Annotated in this window: 17 protein-coding genes; 11 read left to right on the top strand and 6 right to left on the bottom strand. The window is 67.4% G+C overall.

Annotated features, from left to right (window positions below; genetic code table 11):
* Positions 1-7 precede the first annotated feature (7 nt).
* The 5 genes from araH (at position 8) to BDI24065_RS27765 (ending at position 5,127) form a co-directional block, all read left to right on the top strand.
* A complete protein-coding gene (gene araH, locus BDI24065_RS27785) occupies positions 8-1,024 on the top strand; it encodes an L-arabinose ABC transporter permease AraH (RefSeq protein WP_175033976.1) in 1,017 nt (338 codons plus the stop codon).
* A gap of 29 nt (positions 1,025-1,053) precedes the next feature.
* The gene (locus tag BDI24065_RS27780; protein WP_175033975.1) at positions 1,054-1,869 is read left to right on the top strand and encodes an SDR family NAD(P)-dependent oxidoreductase; all 816 of its coding nucleotides are present in this window, start codon (positions 1,054-1,056) and stop codon (positions 1,867-1,869) included.
* Positions 1,870-1,918: 49 nt separating this feature from the next.
* Positions 1,919-2,980 (top strand): aldose 1-epimerase, encoded by a 1,062-nt coding sequence (locus BDI24065_RS27775; protein ID WP_175033974.1) that lies wholly within the window; start codon positions 1,919-1,921, stop codon positions 2,978-2,980.
* Positions 2,981-3,019: 39 nt separating this feature from the next.
* A complete protein-coding gene (gene pyrF, locus BDI24065_RS27770; RefSeq protein WP_175033973.1) occupies positions 3,020-3,847 on the top strand; it encodes an orotidine-5'-phosphate decarboxylase in 828 nt (275 codons plus the stop codon).
* A 221-nt stretch (positions 3,848-4,068) separates the two neighbouring features.
* On the top strand, positions 4,069-5,127 hold the full coding sequence (locus tag BDI24065_RS27765; RefSeq protein WP_175033972.1) for a haloacid dehalogenase-like hydrolase: 1,059 nt from the start codon (positions 4,069-4,071) through the stop codon (positions 5,125-5,127).
* 39 nt (positions 5,128-5,166) lie between these two features.
* Here BDI24065_RS27765 and BDI24065_RS27760 read toward each other — a convergent pair whose 3' ends face one another.
* From BDI24065_RS27760 to thiL, 3 genes are read right to left on the bottom strand one after another with little or no spacing between them, the layout of a single operon-like run.
* Complete coding sequence (locus BDI24065_RS27760; RefSeq protein WP_034186407.1) at positions 5,167-5,667, bottom strand: CinA family protein; 501 nt, start codon at positions 5,665-5,667, stop codon at positions 5,167-5,169.
* A gap of 31 nt (positions 5,668-5,698) precedes the next feature.
* Positions 5,699-6,250: a phosphatidylglycerophosphatase A family protein gene (locus BDI24065_RS27755; RefSeq protein ID WP_175033971.1), complete on the bottom strand. Its 552-nt coding sequence runs from the start codon at positions 6,248-6,250 to the stop codon at positions 5,699-5,701.
* Positions 6,240-7,238, bottom strand: coding sequence for a thiamine-phosphate kinase (thiL, locus tag BDI24065_RS27750; protein WP_175033970.1), 999 nt, complete (start codon positions 7,236-7,238; stop codon positions 6,240-6,242). Before thiL ends, BDI24065_RS27755 begins: the two co-directional genes overlap by 11 nt.
* Before the next feature lie 135 nt (positions 7,239-7,373).
* Here thiL and BDI24065_RS27745 point away from each other — a divergent pair, with 135 nt between their 5' ends.
* The 4 genes from BDI24065_RS27745 to BDI24065_RS27730 all read left to right on the top strand — a co-directional run bounded on the left by BDI24065_RS27745 (position 7,374) and on the right by BDI24065_RS27730 (position 12,029).
* Positions 7,374-9,716, top strand: coding sequence for an NADP-dependent malic enzyme (locus tag BDI24065_RS27745; protein ID WP_302479477.1), 2,343 nt, complete (start codon positions 7,374-7,376; stop codon positions 9,714-9,716).
* Between the two features lie 378 nt (positions 9,717-10,094).
* Positions 10,095-10,526: a ribonuclease domain-containing protein gene (locus BDI24065_RS27740; RefSeq protein WP_031398890.1), complete on the top strand. Its 432-nt coding sequence runs from the start codon at positions 10,095-10,097 to the stop codon at positions 10,524-10,526.
* 16 nt (positions 10,527-10,542) lie between these two features.
* On the top strand, positions 10,543-11,106 hold the full coding sequence (locus BDI24065_RS27735) for a barstar family protein (protein ID WP_175014546.1): 564 nt from the start codon (positions 10,543-10,545) through the stop codon (positions 11,104-11,106).
* 221 nt (positions 11,107-11,327) lie between these two features.
* Complete coding sequence (locus tag BDI24065_RS27730) at positions 11,328-12,029, top strand: hypothetical protein (protein WP_175033968.1); 702 nt, start codon at positions 11,328-11,330, stop codon at positions 12,027-12,029.
* A gap of 116 nt (positions 12,030-12,145) precedes the next feature.
* Here BDI24065_RS27730 and BDI24065_RS27725 read toward each other — a convergent pair whose 3' ends face one another.
* The 3 genes from BDI24065_RS27725 to speE all read right to left on the bottom strand — a co-directional run bounded on the left by BDI24065_RS27725 (position 12,146) and on the right by speE (position 14,366).
* Entirely contained in the window at positions 12,146-12,913 is a 768-nt protein-coding gene (locus BDI24065_RS27725; protein ID WP_175033967.1) for a 16S rRNA (uracil(1498)-N(3))-methyltransferase, read from the bottom strand.
* A gap of 17 nt (positions 12,914-12,930) precedes the next feature.
* Positions 12,931-13,347 carry a VOC family protein gene (locus tag BDI24065_RS27720; RefSeq protein WP_175033966.1) on the bottom strand — a complete coding sequence of 139 codons (417 nt, stop codon included), beginning with the start codon at positions 13,345-13,347 and terminating at the stop codon, positions 12,931-12,933.
* Positions 13,348-13,508: 161 nt separating this feature from the next.
* The gene (speE, locus tag BDI24065_RS27715; RefSeq protein ID WP_175033965.1) at positions 13,509-14,366 is read right to left on the bottom strand and encodes a polyamine aminopropyltransferase; all 858 of its coding nucleotides are present in this window, start codon (positions 14,364-14,366) and stop codon (positions 13,509-13,511) included.
* Positions 14,367-14,582: 216 nt separating this feature from the next.
* On the opposite strand from speE, the gene tkt reads away from it, so the two are divergent.
* Complete coding sequence (tkt, locus tag BDI24065_RS27710; protein ID WP_175033964.1) at positions 14,583-16,655, top strand: transketolase; 2,073 nt, start codon at positions 14,583-14,585, stop codon at positions 16,653-16,655.
* Between the two features lie 90 nt (positions 16,656-16,745).
* A complete protein-coding gene (gene gap, locus BDI24065_RS27705) occupies positions 16,746-17,756 on the top strand; it encodes a type I glyceraldehyde-3-phosphate dehydrogenase (RefSeq protein WP_174916851.1) in 1,011 nt (336 codons plus the stop codon).
* Positions 17,757-17,831: the final 75 nt, after the last annotated feature.

Genomic DNA, 17,831 nt, shown 5'->3' with positions numbered 1-17,831 from the left:
CACAACCATGCAAGTCAACGAAAACCTTGGCAGCGCCGCCGTGAAGCCGTCGGCCGACGCGCTGGTGCCGCAGCAGAGCGACCGCCAGAAGTGGTGGCAGCACCTGACCGAATACAGCCTGATCGCGATCTTCGCGGTGATGTTCATCACGATGTCGCTCACCGTCGATCACTTCTTCTCGATCGACAACATGCTCGGCCTCGCGCTGTCGATCTCGCAGATCGGGATGGTCGCGTGCACGATGATGTTCTGTCTCGCGTCGCGCGACTTCGACCTGTCGATCGGCTCGACCGTCGCGTTCTCGGGCGTGCTGTGCGCGATGGTGCTGAACGCGACCGACAACACGTTCGTCGCGATCGTCGCGGCGGTCGCGGCCGGCGCCGCGATCGGCTTCGTGAACGGCGCGGTGATCGCGTACCTGCGCATCAACGCGCTGATCACGACGCTCGCGACGATGGAGATCGTGCGCGGGCTCGGCTTCATCGTGTCGAAGGGGCAGGCGGTCGGCGTGTCGTCGGATACCTTCATCGCGCTCGGCGGGCTGTCGCTGTTCGGCGTGTCGCTGCCGATCTGGGTCACGCTGCTGTGCTTCATCGCGTTCGGCGTGCTGCTGAACCAGACCGTGTACGGCCGCAATACGCTCGCGATCGGCGGCAACCCCGAGGCGTCGCGGCTCGCGGGGATCAACGTCGAGTGCACGCGTGTGTACATCTTCCTGATCCAGGGCGCGGTGACGGCGCTCGCGGGCGTGATCCTCGCGTCGCGCATCACATCCGGTCAGCCGAACGCCGCGCAGGGTTTCGAGCTGAACGTGATCTCCGCATGCGTGCTCGGCGGCGTGTCGCTGATGGGTGGCCGCGCGACGATCTCGGGTGTCGTGATCGGCGTGCTGATCATGGGCACCGTCGAGAACGTGATGAACCTGCTGAACATCGACGCGTTCTACCAGTACCTCGTGCGCGGCGCGATCCTGCTCGCGGCGGTGCTGCTCGATCAGCTGAAGAACCGCGGCGTCCGCGACTGACCCGATCCGCTCTTACGGAGACGAACCGCATGACCATCGACACTTCCGCGCACGACCCGCACGCCGCGAGCCACGCGCGCTATGCCCGCTACCCGAGCCTCGAGGATCGCGCGGTGCTGATCACGGGCGGCGCGACCGGCATCGGCGCGGCGTTCGTCGAGCACTTCGCGCAGCAGGGCGCGCGCGTCGCGTTCGTCGACCTCGACGCGGCGGCCGGTACCGCGCTGGCGGAAAGCCTCGCGCACGTGCCGAACGTGCGTCATGCGCCGCTGTTCCTCCAGTGCGACCTGACCGACATCGACGCGCTGCGCCATGCGATCGATGCGATCCGCGCGCGCATCGGCGCGATCGCGGTGCTCGTGAACAACGCGGCGAACGACACGCGCCACGCGATCGGCGACGTGACGCCCGAATCGTTCGACGCGGGCATCGCGGTGAACCTGCGTCACCAGTTCTTCGCCGCGCAGGCGGTGATCGACGACATGAAGCAGCAGGGTGGCGGCGCGATCGTCAACCTCGGCTCGATCAGCTGGATGCTGAAGAACGGCGGCTATCCCGTCTACGTGATGGCGAAAGCGGCCGTGCAGGGGCTGACGCGCGGTCTCGCGCGCGACCTCGGCCCGTTCGGCATCCGCGTGAATTCGCTGGTGCCGGGCTGGGTGATGACCGACAAGCAGCGCCGGCTGTGGCTCGACGACGCGGGCCGCGCGTCGATCAAGGCCGGCCAGTGCCTCGATGCCGAGCTGCTGCCGGCCGATCTCGCGCGGATGGCGCTGTTCCTCGCGGCCGACGACAGCCGGATGATCACCGCGCAGGACGTGATCGTCGACGGCGGCTGGGCCTGACCGTCCGCACGACCCGCATCGTTTCTTCGACGAAGGAAAGGAGTTCACCATGACCGCCACGTCCTCGAGCGCATCGTCGTCCACCAGCCAGTCGCGCCGCGCGCGCCTGGCCGCCGCCGCGCAGCCGGTCAGCCCCGGCCCGCAGACGGCTGCCTTCGCGCAGGGCGTCGGCGCCGCGCATGCGGCGGCCGTCACGCTGTCGAACGCGTCGCTGCGGCTCGACGTGCTGCCGCATCTCGGCGGCGGCATCGCGCGCTTCGACTGGCGCGGCGACAACGGTGCGCTGATGCCGGTGTTTCGCCGCTGCGAGCACCCCGAGACGGCGACGGACCCGAACGAGCTCGCGTGCTATCCGCTGCTGCCTTACTCGAACCGGATCGGCGACGGGCGGTTCGAATGCGACGGGCGCAGCGTCGCGGTGCCGCGCAACCGCCGCGACGAGCCGCTGCCGATCCATGGCGACGGCTGGCTCGCGCCGTGGCAGGTGGACGACGCGACCGGCACGTCGCTGCAACTGTCGCTCGATCGCACCGCCGGTGCGCCGTATGCGTTCCGCGCGATCCAGTCGTTCGAACTCGACGATGCGACGCTGTCGATTGCGCTGACGATCGAGAACGCGGGGCGCGCGCGGCTGCCATTCGGGCTCGGCGTGCATCCGTTCCTCGTGCGCGACACCGCGACCGAGCTGGCCGCGGCCGCCGGCGGGCTGTGGCTGTCGGGTGCCGATTTCCTGCCGGTGCGGCACGTGAGCGTGCCGCCGGCCTGGCAGTTCGGCGTCGCGTATCCGCTGCCGGCCGCGCTCGTCAATCATGCGTTCACCGGCTGGGGCGGCCACGCGACGGTAAGCTGGCCGCGCCGCAGGCTGTCGCTGACGGTGGCGGCCGACGCCGACGCGTACGTGCTCTATACGCCGCCCGGCGAGGATTTCTTCTGCTTCGAGCCGGTCGATCATCCGATCAATGCGGTGAACCTGCCGGGCGGCGCGACCGCGCACGGGATGACGCTGCTCGCGCCCGGCGAGCGGCTCACGCGGCGTTTCGCGTTCACCGTCGAGCGCGCCGATGCACGCAGCGATGCGGCTTCGCGCGAAGGGCGCCGGCGACGCGGGTAAAATACGCGGTCTACCAACGGTTTGCCGCGAGTACCCGCCATGTCTTCCCCGCTTACTTTCATCGAATCGCTGCGCGCCGCGTGGCAGCGCACCAATTCGCTGCTGTGCGTCGGCCTCGATCCCGAGCCGTCGCGCTTTCCCGCGCAGTTCGACGGCCAGCCCGACGCGATCTTCGAATTCTGCCGGCAGATCGTCGACGCAACCGCGCAATACGCGAGCGCGTTCAAGCCGCAGATCGCCTACTTCGCCGCGCATCGCGCGGAAGACCAGCTCGAACGGCTGATCGCGCACATCCACCTCCAGCATCCGGGCCTGCCGGTGATCCTCGACGCGAAGCGCGGCGACATCGGCAGCACGGCCGAGCAGTACGCGCGCGAAGCGTTCGAGCGCTACCGCGCGGACGCCGTCACGGTGAACCCGTACATGGGCTACGACTCGGTCGAGCCGTACTTCGAGCACGAAGGCAAGGGCGTGATCGTGCTGTGCCGCACGTCGAACCCGGGCGGCTCCGACCTGCAGTTCCTCGACACGAACGGCCGGCCGCTGTACCAGGTCGTCGCCGACCTCGCGGCGAACAAGTGGAACGCGAAGAACGGCCAGCTCGGCCTCGTGGTCGGCGCGACGTTCCCGAAGGAAATCGAGATCGTGCGCGGGATCGTCGGCGACATGCCGCTCCTGATTCCCGGCATCGGCGCGCAGGGCGGCGACGTGCAGGCGACGGTCAACGCGGGCCGCACGGCCGACGGCACCGGCATGATGATCAACTCGTCGCGCGCGATCCTGTACGCGAGCAACGGCGAGGATTTCGCCGAAGCCGCGGCGCTCGCCGCACAGAAGACCCGCGACACGATCAACGCCCATCGTTGATCGGGCGCGCCGGCTGCCCGCCCGGGCAGCCGGTTGCGGCGGGCTCCCACGCGCGGGCCCGCCGCTTCCCTCCCGTTTTCCCGCTCCTCCGCCCGCCCGGCCCGCACTGGCGCACGCGGACAACTTCCCGTCGCTTCCGCACCGCATCCTTGCGCGCCAATCGCGCGATGCTGCCGCTTGTCATCGATCCGTAACGAAAATGTCAAGAAAGGAGCGACGCCATGCCCAAGCTGTTCCGACGTCTTCTGAGCGCGCTTGCCGCGTCGTTGTGCATGAGCTTTGCCCATGCGGCGGATCTCTCGCACTGGCCGGCCGACAGCGCGAAGGCGCTGAACGCGATGATCGCCGCGCATGCGAACCGCGGCGACTACGCGGTGTTCGACGTCGACAACACGACCTATCGCTACGACCTCGAGGAGTCGCTGCTGCCGTACCTCGAGAACCGCGGCGTGCTGACGCGCGACACGCTCGACCCGTCGCTGAAGCTGATCCCGTTCAAGGATTCCGCCGACTACCAGGAATCGCTGACGAGCTATTACTACCGGCTGTGCGAGATCGACGACCTGGTCTGCTACCCGTGGATCGCACAGGCGTTCGCCGGGCAGTCGCTGGCCGACCTGAAGCGCCACGTCGATGCGATGCTCGCCGACGGCAAGCCGATCCCGATCCGCTACTGGCAGGGCGACAAGGTGGTCGACGGCACGGTGAACCCGCCGCGCTTCTTCCGCGGGATGCAGGAGCTGTACCACGCGCTGCGCGAGAACGGCATCGAGGTCTACGTGATGACGGCCGCGCATGAGGAGCTGGCGCGGCTCGTGCTGTCCGACCCGAAGTACGGCTACAACGTGAAGCCGCAGAACGTGATCGGCGTGACGACGCTGTTGCGCAACCCGGCGACCGGCGCGCTGACCACCTCGCGGCTGCAGATCAAGGCCGGCAAGTACGACGAGGCCGCGAACCGCAGCCTGGTGATCACGCCGTTCCTGATGAACCCGATGACGTGGTACGAAGGCAAGCTCGGTTCGATCGTCGGCTGGATCGACCAGTGGAAGAAGCCGGTGCTCGTCGCGGGCGACACGCCGACGTCCGACGGCTACATGCTGCTGAACGCGACCGACGTCGCGCGCGGCGGCGTGCGCGTGTGGGTGAACAAGAAGGACAAGCAGATGGCGCAGATCCGCGCGTGGTCGGATGAATCGGCCGCGCAGCAGAAGTCGCTCGGCCTGCCGGTGACGGCGGACAAGAACTGGATCGTCGTGAAGCCCGACGCGATCCAGTAAGCGGGCAGGCGGGGGAGCCGGCGCGCGCCCCCGGCCCGATCAGCCCTCGCGCTCGTCGAGCAGCTTCAGCAGCCCGCGCAGCGCATGCGCGGCCGCCTGCGTGCGGATCTGCTCGCGGTCGCCCTTGAACACGAGCGTCTCGACGTCGGTATGCAGCCGGTTGCTCCAGCCGAACGACACGGTGCCGACCGGCTTCTTCTCGCTGCCGCCGGCCGGGCCGGCGATGCCGGTGACGGACAGCGCGACCTGCGCGCGACTGTTGCGCAGCGCGCCTTCGGCCATCGCACGCGCGACGGGCTCGCTGACGGCGCCGTGCTTGTCGATCAGATCGGGCGGCACGCCGATCATCTCGATCTTGGCCTGGTTCGAGTACGTGACGAAGCCGCGCTCGAACCACTGGCTGCTGCCGGAAATGTCGGTGATCGCCGCGGCGATCATGCCGCCGGTGCAGGATTCGGCAGTGGCGAGCGTCAGGTGCTCGTCACGCAGCTTGTTGCCTGCGCGGATCGCAAGCTGATGGACGACGGAATCGGTTGGCATGCGCGTCGGGAAACGGGAGTCGGGAAATCGGTCAGCCGACGACGGAGCGCCACAGGGCGATCACGAGCAGCGTCATGAACGCGGCGACCAGGTCGTCGACCATGATGCCGAGCCCGCCTTTCAGGCGGCGGTCGAAATAGCGGATCGGCGGCGGCTTGAGCATGTCGAAGAAGCGGAACGCGACGAACGCCCACAGCTGGCCGACGAAGGTCGCGGGCGTGACGAACAGCATCACGAGCCAGATTGCGACGACCTCGTCCCAGACGACGGCGCCCGGATCGGCCGAACCCATCTTCCTCGCGGTGAAACCGGTGAGCCACGTGCCCGCCAAGAAGCCGGCCGCGATCAGCGCCCACCATTCGGGCACCGTCAGGTAGCGGTTGAGCACCACGAACGAGAGCCAGCCGAACAGCGAGCCGAACGTGCCGGGCATGATCGGCGCGAGCCCGCTGCCGAAGCCGAGCGACACGATGTGCGCCGGGTGCGACAGCATGAAGCGCGCGGTCGCGCGCCGCGGCGCGTTGCCGTCGGGTGCGGCGCCGGGCTCGGCCGCGGCGTGCGCGGGCGTCGGGTCAGTCTGCATGGAAGTGGTCGAAGCCGTGCAACGTGAGAGCGAGGGGCGCGCCGGCGGCGTCGCGCCACGCGATCGCGGGCTGTTCCGACGGTGCGGACAACGCGCGTATTGTACCGATTCGGGTGACCGGCACACTGGCCGTCACGCCGGCTGCTTCGACCGCTGCGCGGGCCGTCGCCGGCGCGGTGAAGCACAGTTCGTAGTCGTCGCCGCCGGCCAGCGTGCAGCGTCGCTGCACGTCGGGCGGCAGCGTCGCGAGTGCGGCCGAGCGCGGCACCGCGTCGGCATCGATTTCGGCGCGCACGTTCGAGCGATCCAGGATGTGCTGCAGGTCGCCGGCGAGGCCGTCCGAGATGTCGAGCGCCGCGTGTGCGACGCCCGCGAGCGCGAGGCCGAGCGCGATGCGCGGTTCGGGGCGCTCGAGCGCGCGCCGGAACGCGGCTGCTTCGTTCGCGCCGGCCGCCCATTCACCGCGGGCGACGCCGAGGCCGGCGCGCGCATCGCCGAGCGTGCCGGACACCCAGACATCGTCGCCGTCGCGCGCGGCATCGCGGCGCAGCGCCGCGTCGGGCGCGACTTCGCCGAATACGGTCACGCACAGGTTCAGCGGGCCGCTCGTCGTGTCGCCGCCGATCAGCTCGCAGCCGTAGCGCTCGGCGAGCGCGAACAGCCCGTTGCTGAACGCTTCCAGCCACGCCGCGTCGGCACGCGGCAGCGCGCACGCGAGCGTAAACGCGCGTGGCTCGGCGCCCATCGCCGCGAGGTCGGACAGGTTGACCGCGAGCGTCTTGTGGCCGAGCGCGTCGGGCGCGACGTCGGGGAAGAAGTGGCGGCCTTCCACCAGCATGTCCGTCGAAATGGCCAGCAATTTCCCGGGTCGGGGCGTGATCAACGCGCAGTCGTCGCCGATGCCGAGCGTCGACGCACGGGCGCCCTGCGCGGCGCGGCGCGTGAAGAAGCGTTCGATCAGCGAAAACTCGGAGAGGGCGGCTGGCACGGCGGATGGATCCGAAACGGTTGAAGGAACGGCATTGTACGAGGCGAACGGCGGCGTTCCTGCACCGTTCGGTACAATTTTGTCGCGGCTGTTGCACCCGAATCGCCGGTCTGGCGGCCGATGATTGGCGCTACAATGCCGTCGAAGAGTTATTCTAATCCGCCCGCCAAGAGACACATGTCTACCCAAGCCTCCTCCAAAGCCAAGCTCCGCGAAGCCGCGCTCGACTATCACGAATTCCCGACCCCCGGGAAAATCGCGATCGCCCCGACCAAGCAGATGATCAACCAGCGCGACCTCGCGCTCGCGTACTCGCCGGGTGTGGCGTACGCGTGCGAGGAGATCGTCGAGAATCCGCTCAACGCGGCGCGCTTCACCGCGCGCAGCAACCTGGTCGGCGTCGTCACGAACGGCACGGCGGTGCTCGGTCTCGGCAACATCGGCCCGCTCGCGTCGAAGCCGGTGATGGAAGGCAAGGCCGTGCTGTTCAAGAAGTTCGCGGGCATCGACGTGTTCGACATCGAACTGAACGAATCGGACCCGCACAAGCTCGTCGACGTGATCGCCGCGCTGGAGCCGACCTTCGGCGGGATCAACCTGGAAGACATCAAGGCGCCGGACTGCTTCATCGTCGAGCGCGAAGCGCGCAAGCGGATGAAGATTCCGGTGTTCCACGACGACCAGCACGGCACCGCGATCGTCGTGGCCGCGGCCGTCACGAACGGGCTGAAGGTCGTCAACAAGGACATCAAGAAGGTCAAGCTCGTCGCGTCCGGCGCGGGTGCGGCCGCGCTCGCGTGTCTCGACCTGCTGGTCGACATCGGCCTGCCAATCGAGAACATCATCGTGACCGACCTGGCGGGCGTGGTCTACAAGGGCCGCACCGAGCTGATGGATCCGGACAAGGAGCGTTTCGCCCGCGAAACGGAAGCCCGGACGCTGGCCGAAGTGATCGACGGCGCGGACATCTTCCTCGGCCTGTCGGCCGCCGGCGTGCTGAAGCAGGAGATGGTGAAGGGCATGGCCGAGCGCCCGCTGATCCTCGCGCTCGCGAACCCGACGCCGGAAATCCTGCCGGAACTCGCGCTCGAAGTGCGCCCGGACGCGGTGCTGGCCACCGGCCGCACCGATTACCCGAACCAGGTCAACAACGTCCTGTGCTTCCCGTTCATCTTCCGCGGCGCGCTCGACGTCGGCGCGACGACGATCACGCGTGAAATGGAGATCGCGGCCGTCAATGCGATCGCCGAGCTCGCGCAGCACGAGCAGAGCGACATCGTCGCGACCGCGTACGGCATCCAGGACCTGTCGTTCGGGCCCGAATACCTGATTCCGAAGCCGTTCGATCCGCGCCTGATCGTTAAGATCGCACCGGCCGTCGCGCAGGCCGCGATGGACGGCGGCGTCGCGACGCGCCCGATCGAGGACATGGAGGCGTATCGCGTCCACCTGCAGCAGTTCGTGTACCACAGCGGCACGACGATGAAGCCGATCTTCCAGATCGCGCGCGCCGCGCCGGAAGAGAAGAAGCGCGTTGTGTTCGCGGAAGGCGAAGAAGAGCGCGTGTTGCGCGCCGTTCAGATCATCGTCGACGAAAAACTCGCGAAGCCGATCCTGATCGGCCGCCCGTCGGTGATCGAGCACCGTATCCAGCGCTACGGCCTGCGCCTGACGCCGGGCACCGATTTCACGGTCGTCAACACCGAGCACGACGAGCGCTACCGCGACTTCTGGCAGACGTACTACAAGATGATGGCGCGCAAGGGCATCAGCGAGCAGCTCGCGCGTGTCGAGATGCGCCGCCGCACGACGCTGATCGGCTCGATGCTGGTGAAGAAGGGCGAAGCGGACGGGATGATCTGCGGCACGATCAGCACCACGCACCGCCACCTGCACTTCATCGACCAGGTGATCGGCAAGCGCCCGGGCTGCAGCGTGTACGCGGCGATGAACGGCCTCGTGCTGCCGGGCCGCCAGATTTTCCTCGTCGACACGCACGTGAACGTCGATCCGACCCCGGAACAGCTGGCCGAGATCACGATCATGGCCGCGGAAGAAGTGCGCCGCTTCGGTATCGAGCCGAAGGTCGCGCTGCTGTCGCACTCGAATTTCGGCACGAGCAACGCACCTTCGGCGAAGAAGATGCGCGATACGCTCGCGATCGTGCAGGAACGTGCACCGGAGCTGAAGGTTGACGGCGAGATGCACGGCGACGTCGCGCTCGACGCGGCGCTGCGCAAGGAAATCCTGCCGGAATCGACGCTGGAAGGCGAAGCGAACCTGCTGATCCTGCCGAACATCGACGCCGCGAACATCGCGTACAACCTGCTGAAGACGGCCGCGGGCAACAACATCGCGATCGGGCCGATCCTGCTGGGCGCTGCGCAACCGGTGCACGTGCTGACCGAATCGGCGACCGTTCGCCGCATCGTCAACATGGCGGCGCTGCTGGTCGCCGACGTGAACGCCACGCGTTGAGCCAAAACGAACGCGCCAGGCCGGTCGAACCGGTGTGGCGCGTCGGGCGAAATTGTAAACAAAAGCAAAAAGAGGCGTGCCCGCAATGGGCACGCCGCGGGCAGGGCGCAAACGCGCTTCCCTCAAGCAACATCAGCATCTCTCTCCACTCAGCGTAGCCGGCGTGGCAAGGAGGCAGAGTCTCGCCATGCCAGAGATGCCGCCCGCATTTTATCCCATGTAAGATAAATGTAGTGTGATTTCGGTAAAAAATGCGCAATTCCGGGTATCACGACGCTTTCGATTCCCAAACGGACATTGATTCGCGCGGCCAATAACGCTACGCTAACGCCTTTGTTGGTCGTCAACTACTTGATTTAACAGCGGGAACCCTGGTTCATGGCACGCAAGTGGCTCCGCAACGGCGCGCTCGCGTCCGTCTTCGCGATGTTCGCGATGGGTATCGTCGGCACGCCGACGGGCAGTCTGGTTTCCGCCGCTTACGCACGGGAGGCCGTTCCGGCCGACGTGGCGGCGAGCGGGCTCGATACGATTCCGACCGCTCGTCTTCCGCGCGAGGCCGTGACCACGCTGGGCCTGATCGGCGCCGGCGGTCCGTATCCGTACGAGAAAGACGGCGTCGTGTTTGGCAACCGCGAGCGGATCCTGCCAAAAGCGAAGCGCGGCTACTACCATGAGTACACGGTGCCGACGCCGCGTGCCCGCAATCGCGGTGCGCGCCGGATCGTCTGCGGCGGGCCATTGCGCCGGATCGACAACTGTTATTACACGGGCGACCACTACAACAGTTTTAAACGTATTGTTGAATGACTTCGGGACGAATGGCATGAGCGACTCCATCTACGCGCACGAAACGGCGGCGGCGGAACTGTTCGCGGCCGGCGACGGCAATCTGTTTCAGCGCGTGATCCAACTGCACGCGGCGGCGCAGGCTGGCGGCACGCCGGAGCAACAGGAAGCCGAACCCGGGCTTTCATCGAACGAGGAGCCTATGAGCCTTTTCACGACCGTGCGACCCAATCTCGTGCAGTCGATCCGCGCGTTCCGCGTGCAGGATCTTGCCGACGAAGCCGGCCGGCTCGGCCAGCATTTCCTGTATGCGTTTTGCGGCGCCGCGCAGTCGAAGCAGGAAGTGATGGAAACGATCGCGACGTCGTTCCTGTTCCCGAAGCATTTCGGGAAGAACTACGACGCGCTGTACGACTCCCTGACCGACCTCGTCGCGAAGGCCGGCGCGCAGCCCGGTTTCGTGATCGTCCTCGACGGGCTGCCGATCGCGCAGAAGTTCGACAAGGAAGGGCGCGAGACGCTGCTCGACGTGTTCCGCGAGGCGGCCGAATTCTGGGCCGAGCGCAAGGTTGCGTTCCGCGTGTTCTATTCGTTCGCGTAAGCGCGTCGGCCAGTGGCCGATGCGGTGAATCGCCCTCCACAAGCCCGCCGCGAGCGGGCTTTTTTGCGCCCGCGCAATGCGTCCGGGCCGGCGCGGCGTGTCGCTCGCTGACATTGACCTTTCATCGGGCACCTTTTTTCGAGACAATCGCGGTCGGCCCGGCCGCGGCAGCCGCCGCATCGGGTGCTTACAACAAACCATCGAGAGAGGGCTGTCTTCCCATGAATATTTCCCGTTCCGCACGCGCCGTCGTGCTGCCCCTGCTGGTCGCGGCGGGCGCCGCGCACGCAGCACCGCTGACGCCCGAGCAAACCGTCGACCTTTACATCGGCGCACTCGTCAACGGCGACGTGTCGAAAGCCCGCGAATTCAACGACGCCGTACGCTCGAGTTACAGCGGCAAGGACGCACTCAACATCGACGTTCTGTCGAAGATGGGCGATTCGATGCGCAAGGATATGGCCGAAGACTTGCTGGTGCCGATGCCGACGAAGGCGAGTGCCGCATTGCGTCCATCGGTCGAGAGCATGGCCGCGGCCTATCAGCGTGCGATCAATCGCTCGGAGTGCAAGGCAACCGGGTCGTCGCAACAACCGAACTCGGCTCGCGACGGAGAAACAATCGCGACGGTTGAATTTGCGTGCCGCGTCCCGGATGTGGCGCCCGGCGCGAAGGCGCTGGAGGCGAAGCTCGGCAACGGCCGCCTGAAGAATGATGCGGCCCGGATTGCCGCGTTCAATGCGATCTGCTCCGGCATGGCGAAGGTGCTGGACGCGGCGCCCGTCACGCATCCCGTAACGGGCAAGATCGATGTCTACAGCCTGGACGGCGGCTGGACGACCGGAAGCCCGCAAGACGTGCTGACGCCGGTGCTCGACGCGTTGTCCGAAGCGATCCCGCATGGCTCGTCGAGCGACAAGTAAGTTGCGATAGACCGGCGCGTCGCATTCCGGTGGTGATGCCGGCCGCGTGTCGCGCAGCGGCCGGGTGGCGTGCGGTCAGGGCGTGCCGCACCGTCTCGCGGCGGCACGACTTCCCGTTACCACCCGCCCCAGCGCGCCGCGAGCGCGGCAAGCACGGCTGCGCCGGCCGTCTCGGTGCGCAGCACGCGGGGCCCGAGCGACAGCGCCGTGAACCCGCGTGCGCGGGCCGCGTTTTCCTCGTCGGGCGACAGCCCGCCTTCCGGCCCGATCAGCAGCGTGACGGTGGCGGCGGGCGGCACGTCGGGCAGCGACGCGAACGGGATGCTCGCGCGCGGCGACAGCAGCAGCCGCAGCTCGCCATCGGCCGGTGCGGCCGGCAGCGTATCGAGCCACGCGTTGAAGCCGGCGACCGGTGCGACGTCGGGTACGCGGTTGCGCCCGCATTGCTCGCACGATGCGCGCACGACGCTGCGCCAGTGTGCGACGCGCTTGTCCGCGCGCTCGCCGGACAGCTTCACGACGCCGCGTGCGGTCGATAGCGGCACGACCGCCGTCACGCCGAGCTCGACGGCTTTCTCGATCACCCAGTCCATCTTGTCGCCGCCGGCGATGCCTTGCGCGAGCGTCACGCGATAGGGCGGTTCGGCCTCGGCCGGTTCGAACGTGTCGATCTGGGCGAGCGCGCTGCGCTTGTCGATCTCGACGAGCCGGGCGCGGTACTGGCCGCCGGTGCCGTCGAACAGCGCGAGCACGTCGCCGGGCTGCAGCCGCAGCACCTGCGCGTGGCGCGCGACATCGGCCGGCAACGCGAGCGTGGCGTCGGCGCGCAGGGCCGCGTCGACGAAAAAGCGCGGCACGGCCGCGGTGGTGGTGGCTTCGTTCATGCGTGTAGCGGTGTGGGTCATGCGTCGAGACGGCGCCCGAGCGCCCATCGGTAGCCGTCGAGATCCTCGATCTGTGCGAACCGGTCGCCCCAGAACTGATCCTGCGGCGCGCTCAGCGATTTCGCGCCCGCGTCGAGCGCGCGCTGCCAGGTGGCGTCGACGTCGTCGACATACAGGTAGAACGACTGCGGCGCGGTGGCGTTCGCACTCTTCGGCGTGAGCGCAGTCGAGCCGAACGCCCCCTCGGGCGCGAACATCACGATCAGCTGGCCGCGATAGGCCATCTCGACGTGCATGATCACGCCGTCCTCGTCGTGCACGTCGCGCAGCTCGAAGCCGAATGCGGCCTTGAAGAAATCGATGGCCGCGCGCGCGTTGCGTACGGCCAGGTAGGGCGTCAACCAAGGCACGTTGGCCGGACGTGGATCGGTCATGAAAATCTCCTGTGGGGGCGCTTGGGCACGTGCTCCGATTCCATGCTTGGGCGTTCGTTCAGGGGGCGGCGCGGTGTCCGGGGCGTTCCGCCCCGGTGCCGTGCATCACGAAACCTGCAAGGACGCGATGGAAAAATGGAGCGAGGCGGCCGCGCGGACGTTCAGCGGCGAACGCCCAGTGTATCGCGCAGCGCGCACGGCAGGGCAAAGAGGGACGCATGCAGCCGCGCGTCGTAGTAGCGCAAGCCCTGGACGCGGCGTGCCGCGAGCCGTTCGTCGATGTCGTGTGCGAACAGCGCGGCCGCGTCGAGCGTGTCGCTCGCGATCGCCATCAGCCACTGCGAACCGTACAGCGGTACGTGCGCGGACAACGGATCGACGACCGCGAAGCTTGCGCGCAGGTCGTCGAGCAGCGCGGCGATGCGCGCCGTGTGGAACACCGGCGAGCCGAGGTGCATCGAGATCGCGCCGCACGGTGTCAGGATCCGCTTGAGCCGCGCGTAGAACTCGCGCGTATAGAGGCCGGCCGCCGGCGAATCGGGCGGAGTGAGGTCGAACACGACGAGCTCGAAATGCTCGACGGTCGACTCGACGAAATGTGCGGCGTCGCCGATCACGACCTCGACGCGCGGGTCGTCGAGTGCGCCCTGGTGCACGTCGTCGAGATAACGGCGCGCCATCCCGACCACCTCGTCGTCGAGTTCAGCGATCACGATCCGCTCGATGCACGCATGCTTGAGCAGCTGGCGTGCTGCACCGCCGTCGCCGCCGCCGAGCACGAGCGCCCGGCGCGGCGCCGGATGCGCGAGCGCGGCAGGGTGCGTCATGCACTCGTGATAGACGTACTCGTCGCCGACCGACGTCATCGGCCGGCCGTCCAGCGTAAACAGGCGGCCGAGCTGCGGGGTCTCCCAGACTTCGATCTGCTGGTGCGGGGACGCGACGCGCGCGAGCCGCCGGGCGTTCGGGAAGCCGTAGGCGGCATCGGGCGTAGGGTGAAAGAGAAGCGTGGTGCTCACGGGCGGGCGGCTCAGGGCTGGCAGTTCCGACGTCTGAATTATAGGAGGCGGGCGGTTTGACGGAAAACCGTGCCGGAACACTGTGCACAGACAAGGGAAATGTCAGCCCATCTGTTAAAATGACGAGCTTTGCAGCCCCGTCCGTAGGCTCCGTCCGCTTCGCGTCCGTCAGGCGCCGCACCGCGCGCCGGGAACGATCGACGCTCGAGCTTCCGGATGCCGCCGTGCCCCCGTTTCCTCGACTCGTTCTCCGGACTCGACATGACGACTTCGTCTCCCGCCTCCACCACCCTGATGGCCAACGCGATCCGTGCGCTCGCAATGGACGCCGTCCAGCAAGCGAACTCCGGCCACCCCGGCATGCCGATGGGCATGGCCGAAATCGGCGTCGCGCTCTGGTCGCGTCATCTGAAGCACAACCCGACGAACCCGCACTGGGCAGACCGCGACCGCTTCGTGCTGTCGAACGGCCATGGCTCGATGCTGCTGTACTCGCTGCTGCACCTGACCGGCTACGACCTGCCGATGGAAGAGCTGAAGAACTTCCGCCAGCTGCACTCGAAGACGCCGGGCCACCCGGAATACGGCATCACGCCGGGCGTCGAGACGACCACCGGCCCGCTCGGCCAGGGTCTCGCGAACGCGGTCGGCATGGCGCTCGGCGAAGCGCTGATGGCCGACGAGTTCAACCGTGACGGCGCGAAGATCGTCGATCACCACACGTACGTGTTCCTCGGCGACGGCTGCCTGATGGAAGGCATCTCGCACGAAGCCTGCTCGCTCGCCGGCACGCTGAAGCTGAACAAGCTGATCGCGCTGTACGACGACAACGGCATCTCGATCGACGGCGACGTCGTGAACTGGTTCCACGACGACACCCCGAAGCGTTTCGAAGCCTACGGCTGGAACGTGATCCCGCACGTAAACGGCCATGACGTCGACGCGGTCGACGCAGCCATCGCGAAGGCGAAGCTGTCGGACAAGCCGACGCTGATCTGCTGCAAGACGGTGATCGGCCAGGGTGCGGCGACCAAGGCCGGCGGCCACGACGTGCACGGCGCGGCGCTCGGCGCGGAAGAAATCGCGAAGACGCGCGAAGCGCTCGGCTGGACGTGGGCACCGTTCGTGATTCCGCAGGAAGTCTATGCGGCATGGGACGCGAAGGAAGCCGGCAAGCGCGCGGAAACCGAATGGGACGCGAAGTTCGCTGCCTATCGCGCCAAGTTCCCGGCAGAAGCCGCCGAATTCGAGCGCCGGATGGCCAACCAGCTGCCGGCCGACTGGGCGCAGAAGGCTGCGGCGATCATCGCCGGCGCGAACGAGCGCGGCGAGACGGTGGCGACCCGCAAGGCGTCGCAGCAGGCGATCGAAGGTCTGGCTGCCGCGCTGCCCGAGCTGCTCGGCGGCTCGGCCGACCTGACCGGCTCGAACCTGACCAACTGGAAGGCATCGAAGGCCGTCCGTGCGAATCCGGAAGGCCCGGGCGTCCAGCTGGGCAACCACATCAACTACGGCGTGCGCGAATTCGGCATGAGCGCCGCGATCAACGGCCTCGCGCTGCATGGCGGCCACAAGCCGTTCGGCGGCACGTTCCTGACGTTCTCCGACTACAGCCGCAACGCGCTGCGCGTGGCCGCGCTGATGAAGCTGCCGTCGATCTTCGTGTTCACGCACGATTCGATCGGCCTCGGCGAAGACGGCCCGACGCACCAGTCGATCGAGCACGTGTCGAGCCTGCGCCTGATCCCGAACCACGACGTGTGGCGTCCGGCCGACACGGTCGAAACGGCCGTCGCATGGACGCACGCGGTTGCCGCCGACCGTCCGTCGAGCCTGATCTTCAGCCGCCAGAACCTGGCATTCAACCCGCGCACGGATTCGCAGATCGCGAACATCGACAAGGGCGGCTACGTGCTGAAGGACTGGGACGAAGAGATCGTCGCGCGCAAGATCATCCTGATCGCGACCGGCTCGGAAGTCGAACTCGCGATGAAGGCCGTCGAGCCGCTCGCGCAGCAAGGCATCGCGGCACGCGTCGTGTCGATGCCGTCGACCAACGTGTTCGACCGCCAGGACGCCGAGTACCGTGAGCGCGTGCTGCCGCACGGCGTGCGCCGCGTCGCGATCGAAGCGGGCGTGACGGCCTTCTGGCACAAGTACGTCGGCCTCGAAGGCGGCGTCGTCGGGATCGACACGTTCGGTGAGTCGGCGCCGGCAGGCGTGCTGTTCAAGTACTTCGGCTTCACCGTCGAGCACGTCGTCGAGACCGCCAAGGCCGTGCTGGCCTAAAGAGACATACGCGACGCGCGCTACCCCTCGCGCGCGTCGCACCGTGAAGCTGCACGAAACGAATTTTTTTCAGCCATCAGGAGATAGACCATGACGATTCGCGTCGCAATCAACGGCTACGGCCGCATCGGCCGCAACACGCTGCGCGCGTTCTACGAGAACGGCAAGAAGCACGACATCGAGATCGTCGCGATCAACGATCTGGGCGATGCGAAGACCAACGCGCACCTGACCCAGTACGACACCGCGCACGGCAAGTTCCCGGGTGAAGTGTCGGTCGACGGCGATTACCTCATCGTGAACGGCGACAGGATCCGCGTGCTGGCGAACCGCAACCCGGCCGAACTGCCGTGGGGCGAGCTCGGTGTCGACATCGTGATGGAGTGCACGGGCTTCTTCACGACGAAGGAAAAGGCGAGCGCGCACCTGAAGGGCGGCGCGAAGAAGGTGATCATCTCGGCACCGGGCGGCAAGGACGTCGACGCCACGATCGTCTACGGCGTGAACCACAACGTGCTGAAGGCCGAGCACACCGTCATCTCGAACGCATCGTGCACGACGAACTGCCTCGCACCGCTCGTCAAGCCGCTGCACGACAAGATCGGCCTTGAAACGGGCCTGATGACGACGATCCACGCTTACACCAACGACCAGGTGCTGACGGACGTCTATCACGAAGACCTGCGCCGCGCGCGTTCGGCCACGCACAGCCAGATCCCGGCGAAGACGGGTGCTGCTTCGGCGGTCGGCCTGGTGCTGCCGGAACTGAACGGCAAGCTCGACGGCTACGCGATCCGCGTCCCGACGATCAACGTGTCGATCGTCGACCTGTCGTTCATCGCGAAGCGCGACACGACGGTCGAGGAAGTCAACGCGATCATGAAGGAAGCATCGGAAGGCGCGCTGAAGGGCATCCTCGGCTACAACACCGCACCGCTGGTGTCGATCGACTTCAACCACAACCCGGCTTCGTCGACGTTCGACGCAACGCTGACCAAGGTGTCGGGCCGCCTCGTCAAGGTGTCGAGCTGGTACGACAACGAGTGGGGTTTCTCGAACCGCATGCTGGATACGGCTGTCGCGTTCGCGAACGCGAAGTAATCCCGCACGTTGCGCGGCCGCCGCGAGGCGGCCTGCGTAGCGAACGAGCCCGGCCCGGTTTTCCGGCCGGGCTTT

It is taken from the genome of Burkholderia lata (assembly GCF_902499025.1).
Lineage (GTDB): Bacteria > Pseudomonadota > Gammaproteobacteria > Burkholderiales > Burkholderiaceae > Burkholderia > Burkholderia lata_C.
The sequence above is the reverse complement of the archived record's forward strand: the minus strand, read 5'-3'. Positions and strand labels throughout refer to the sequence as shown.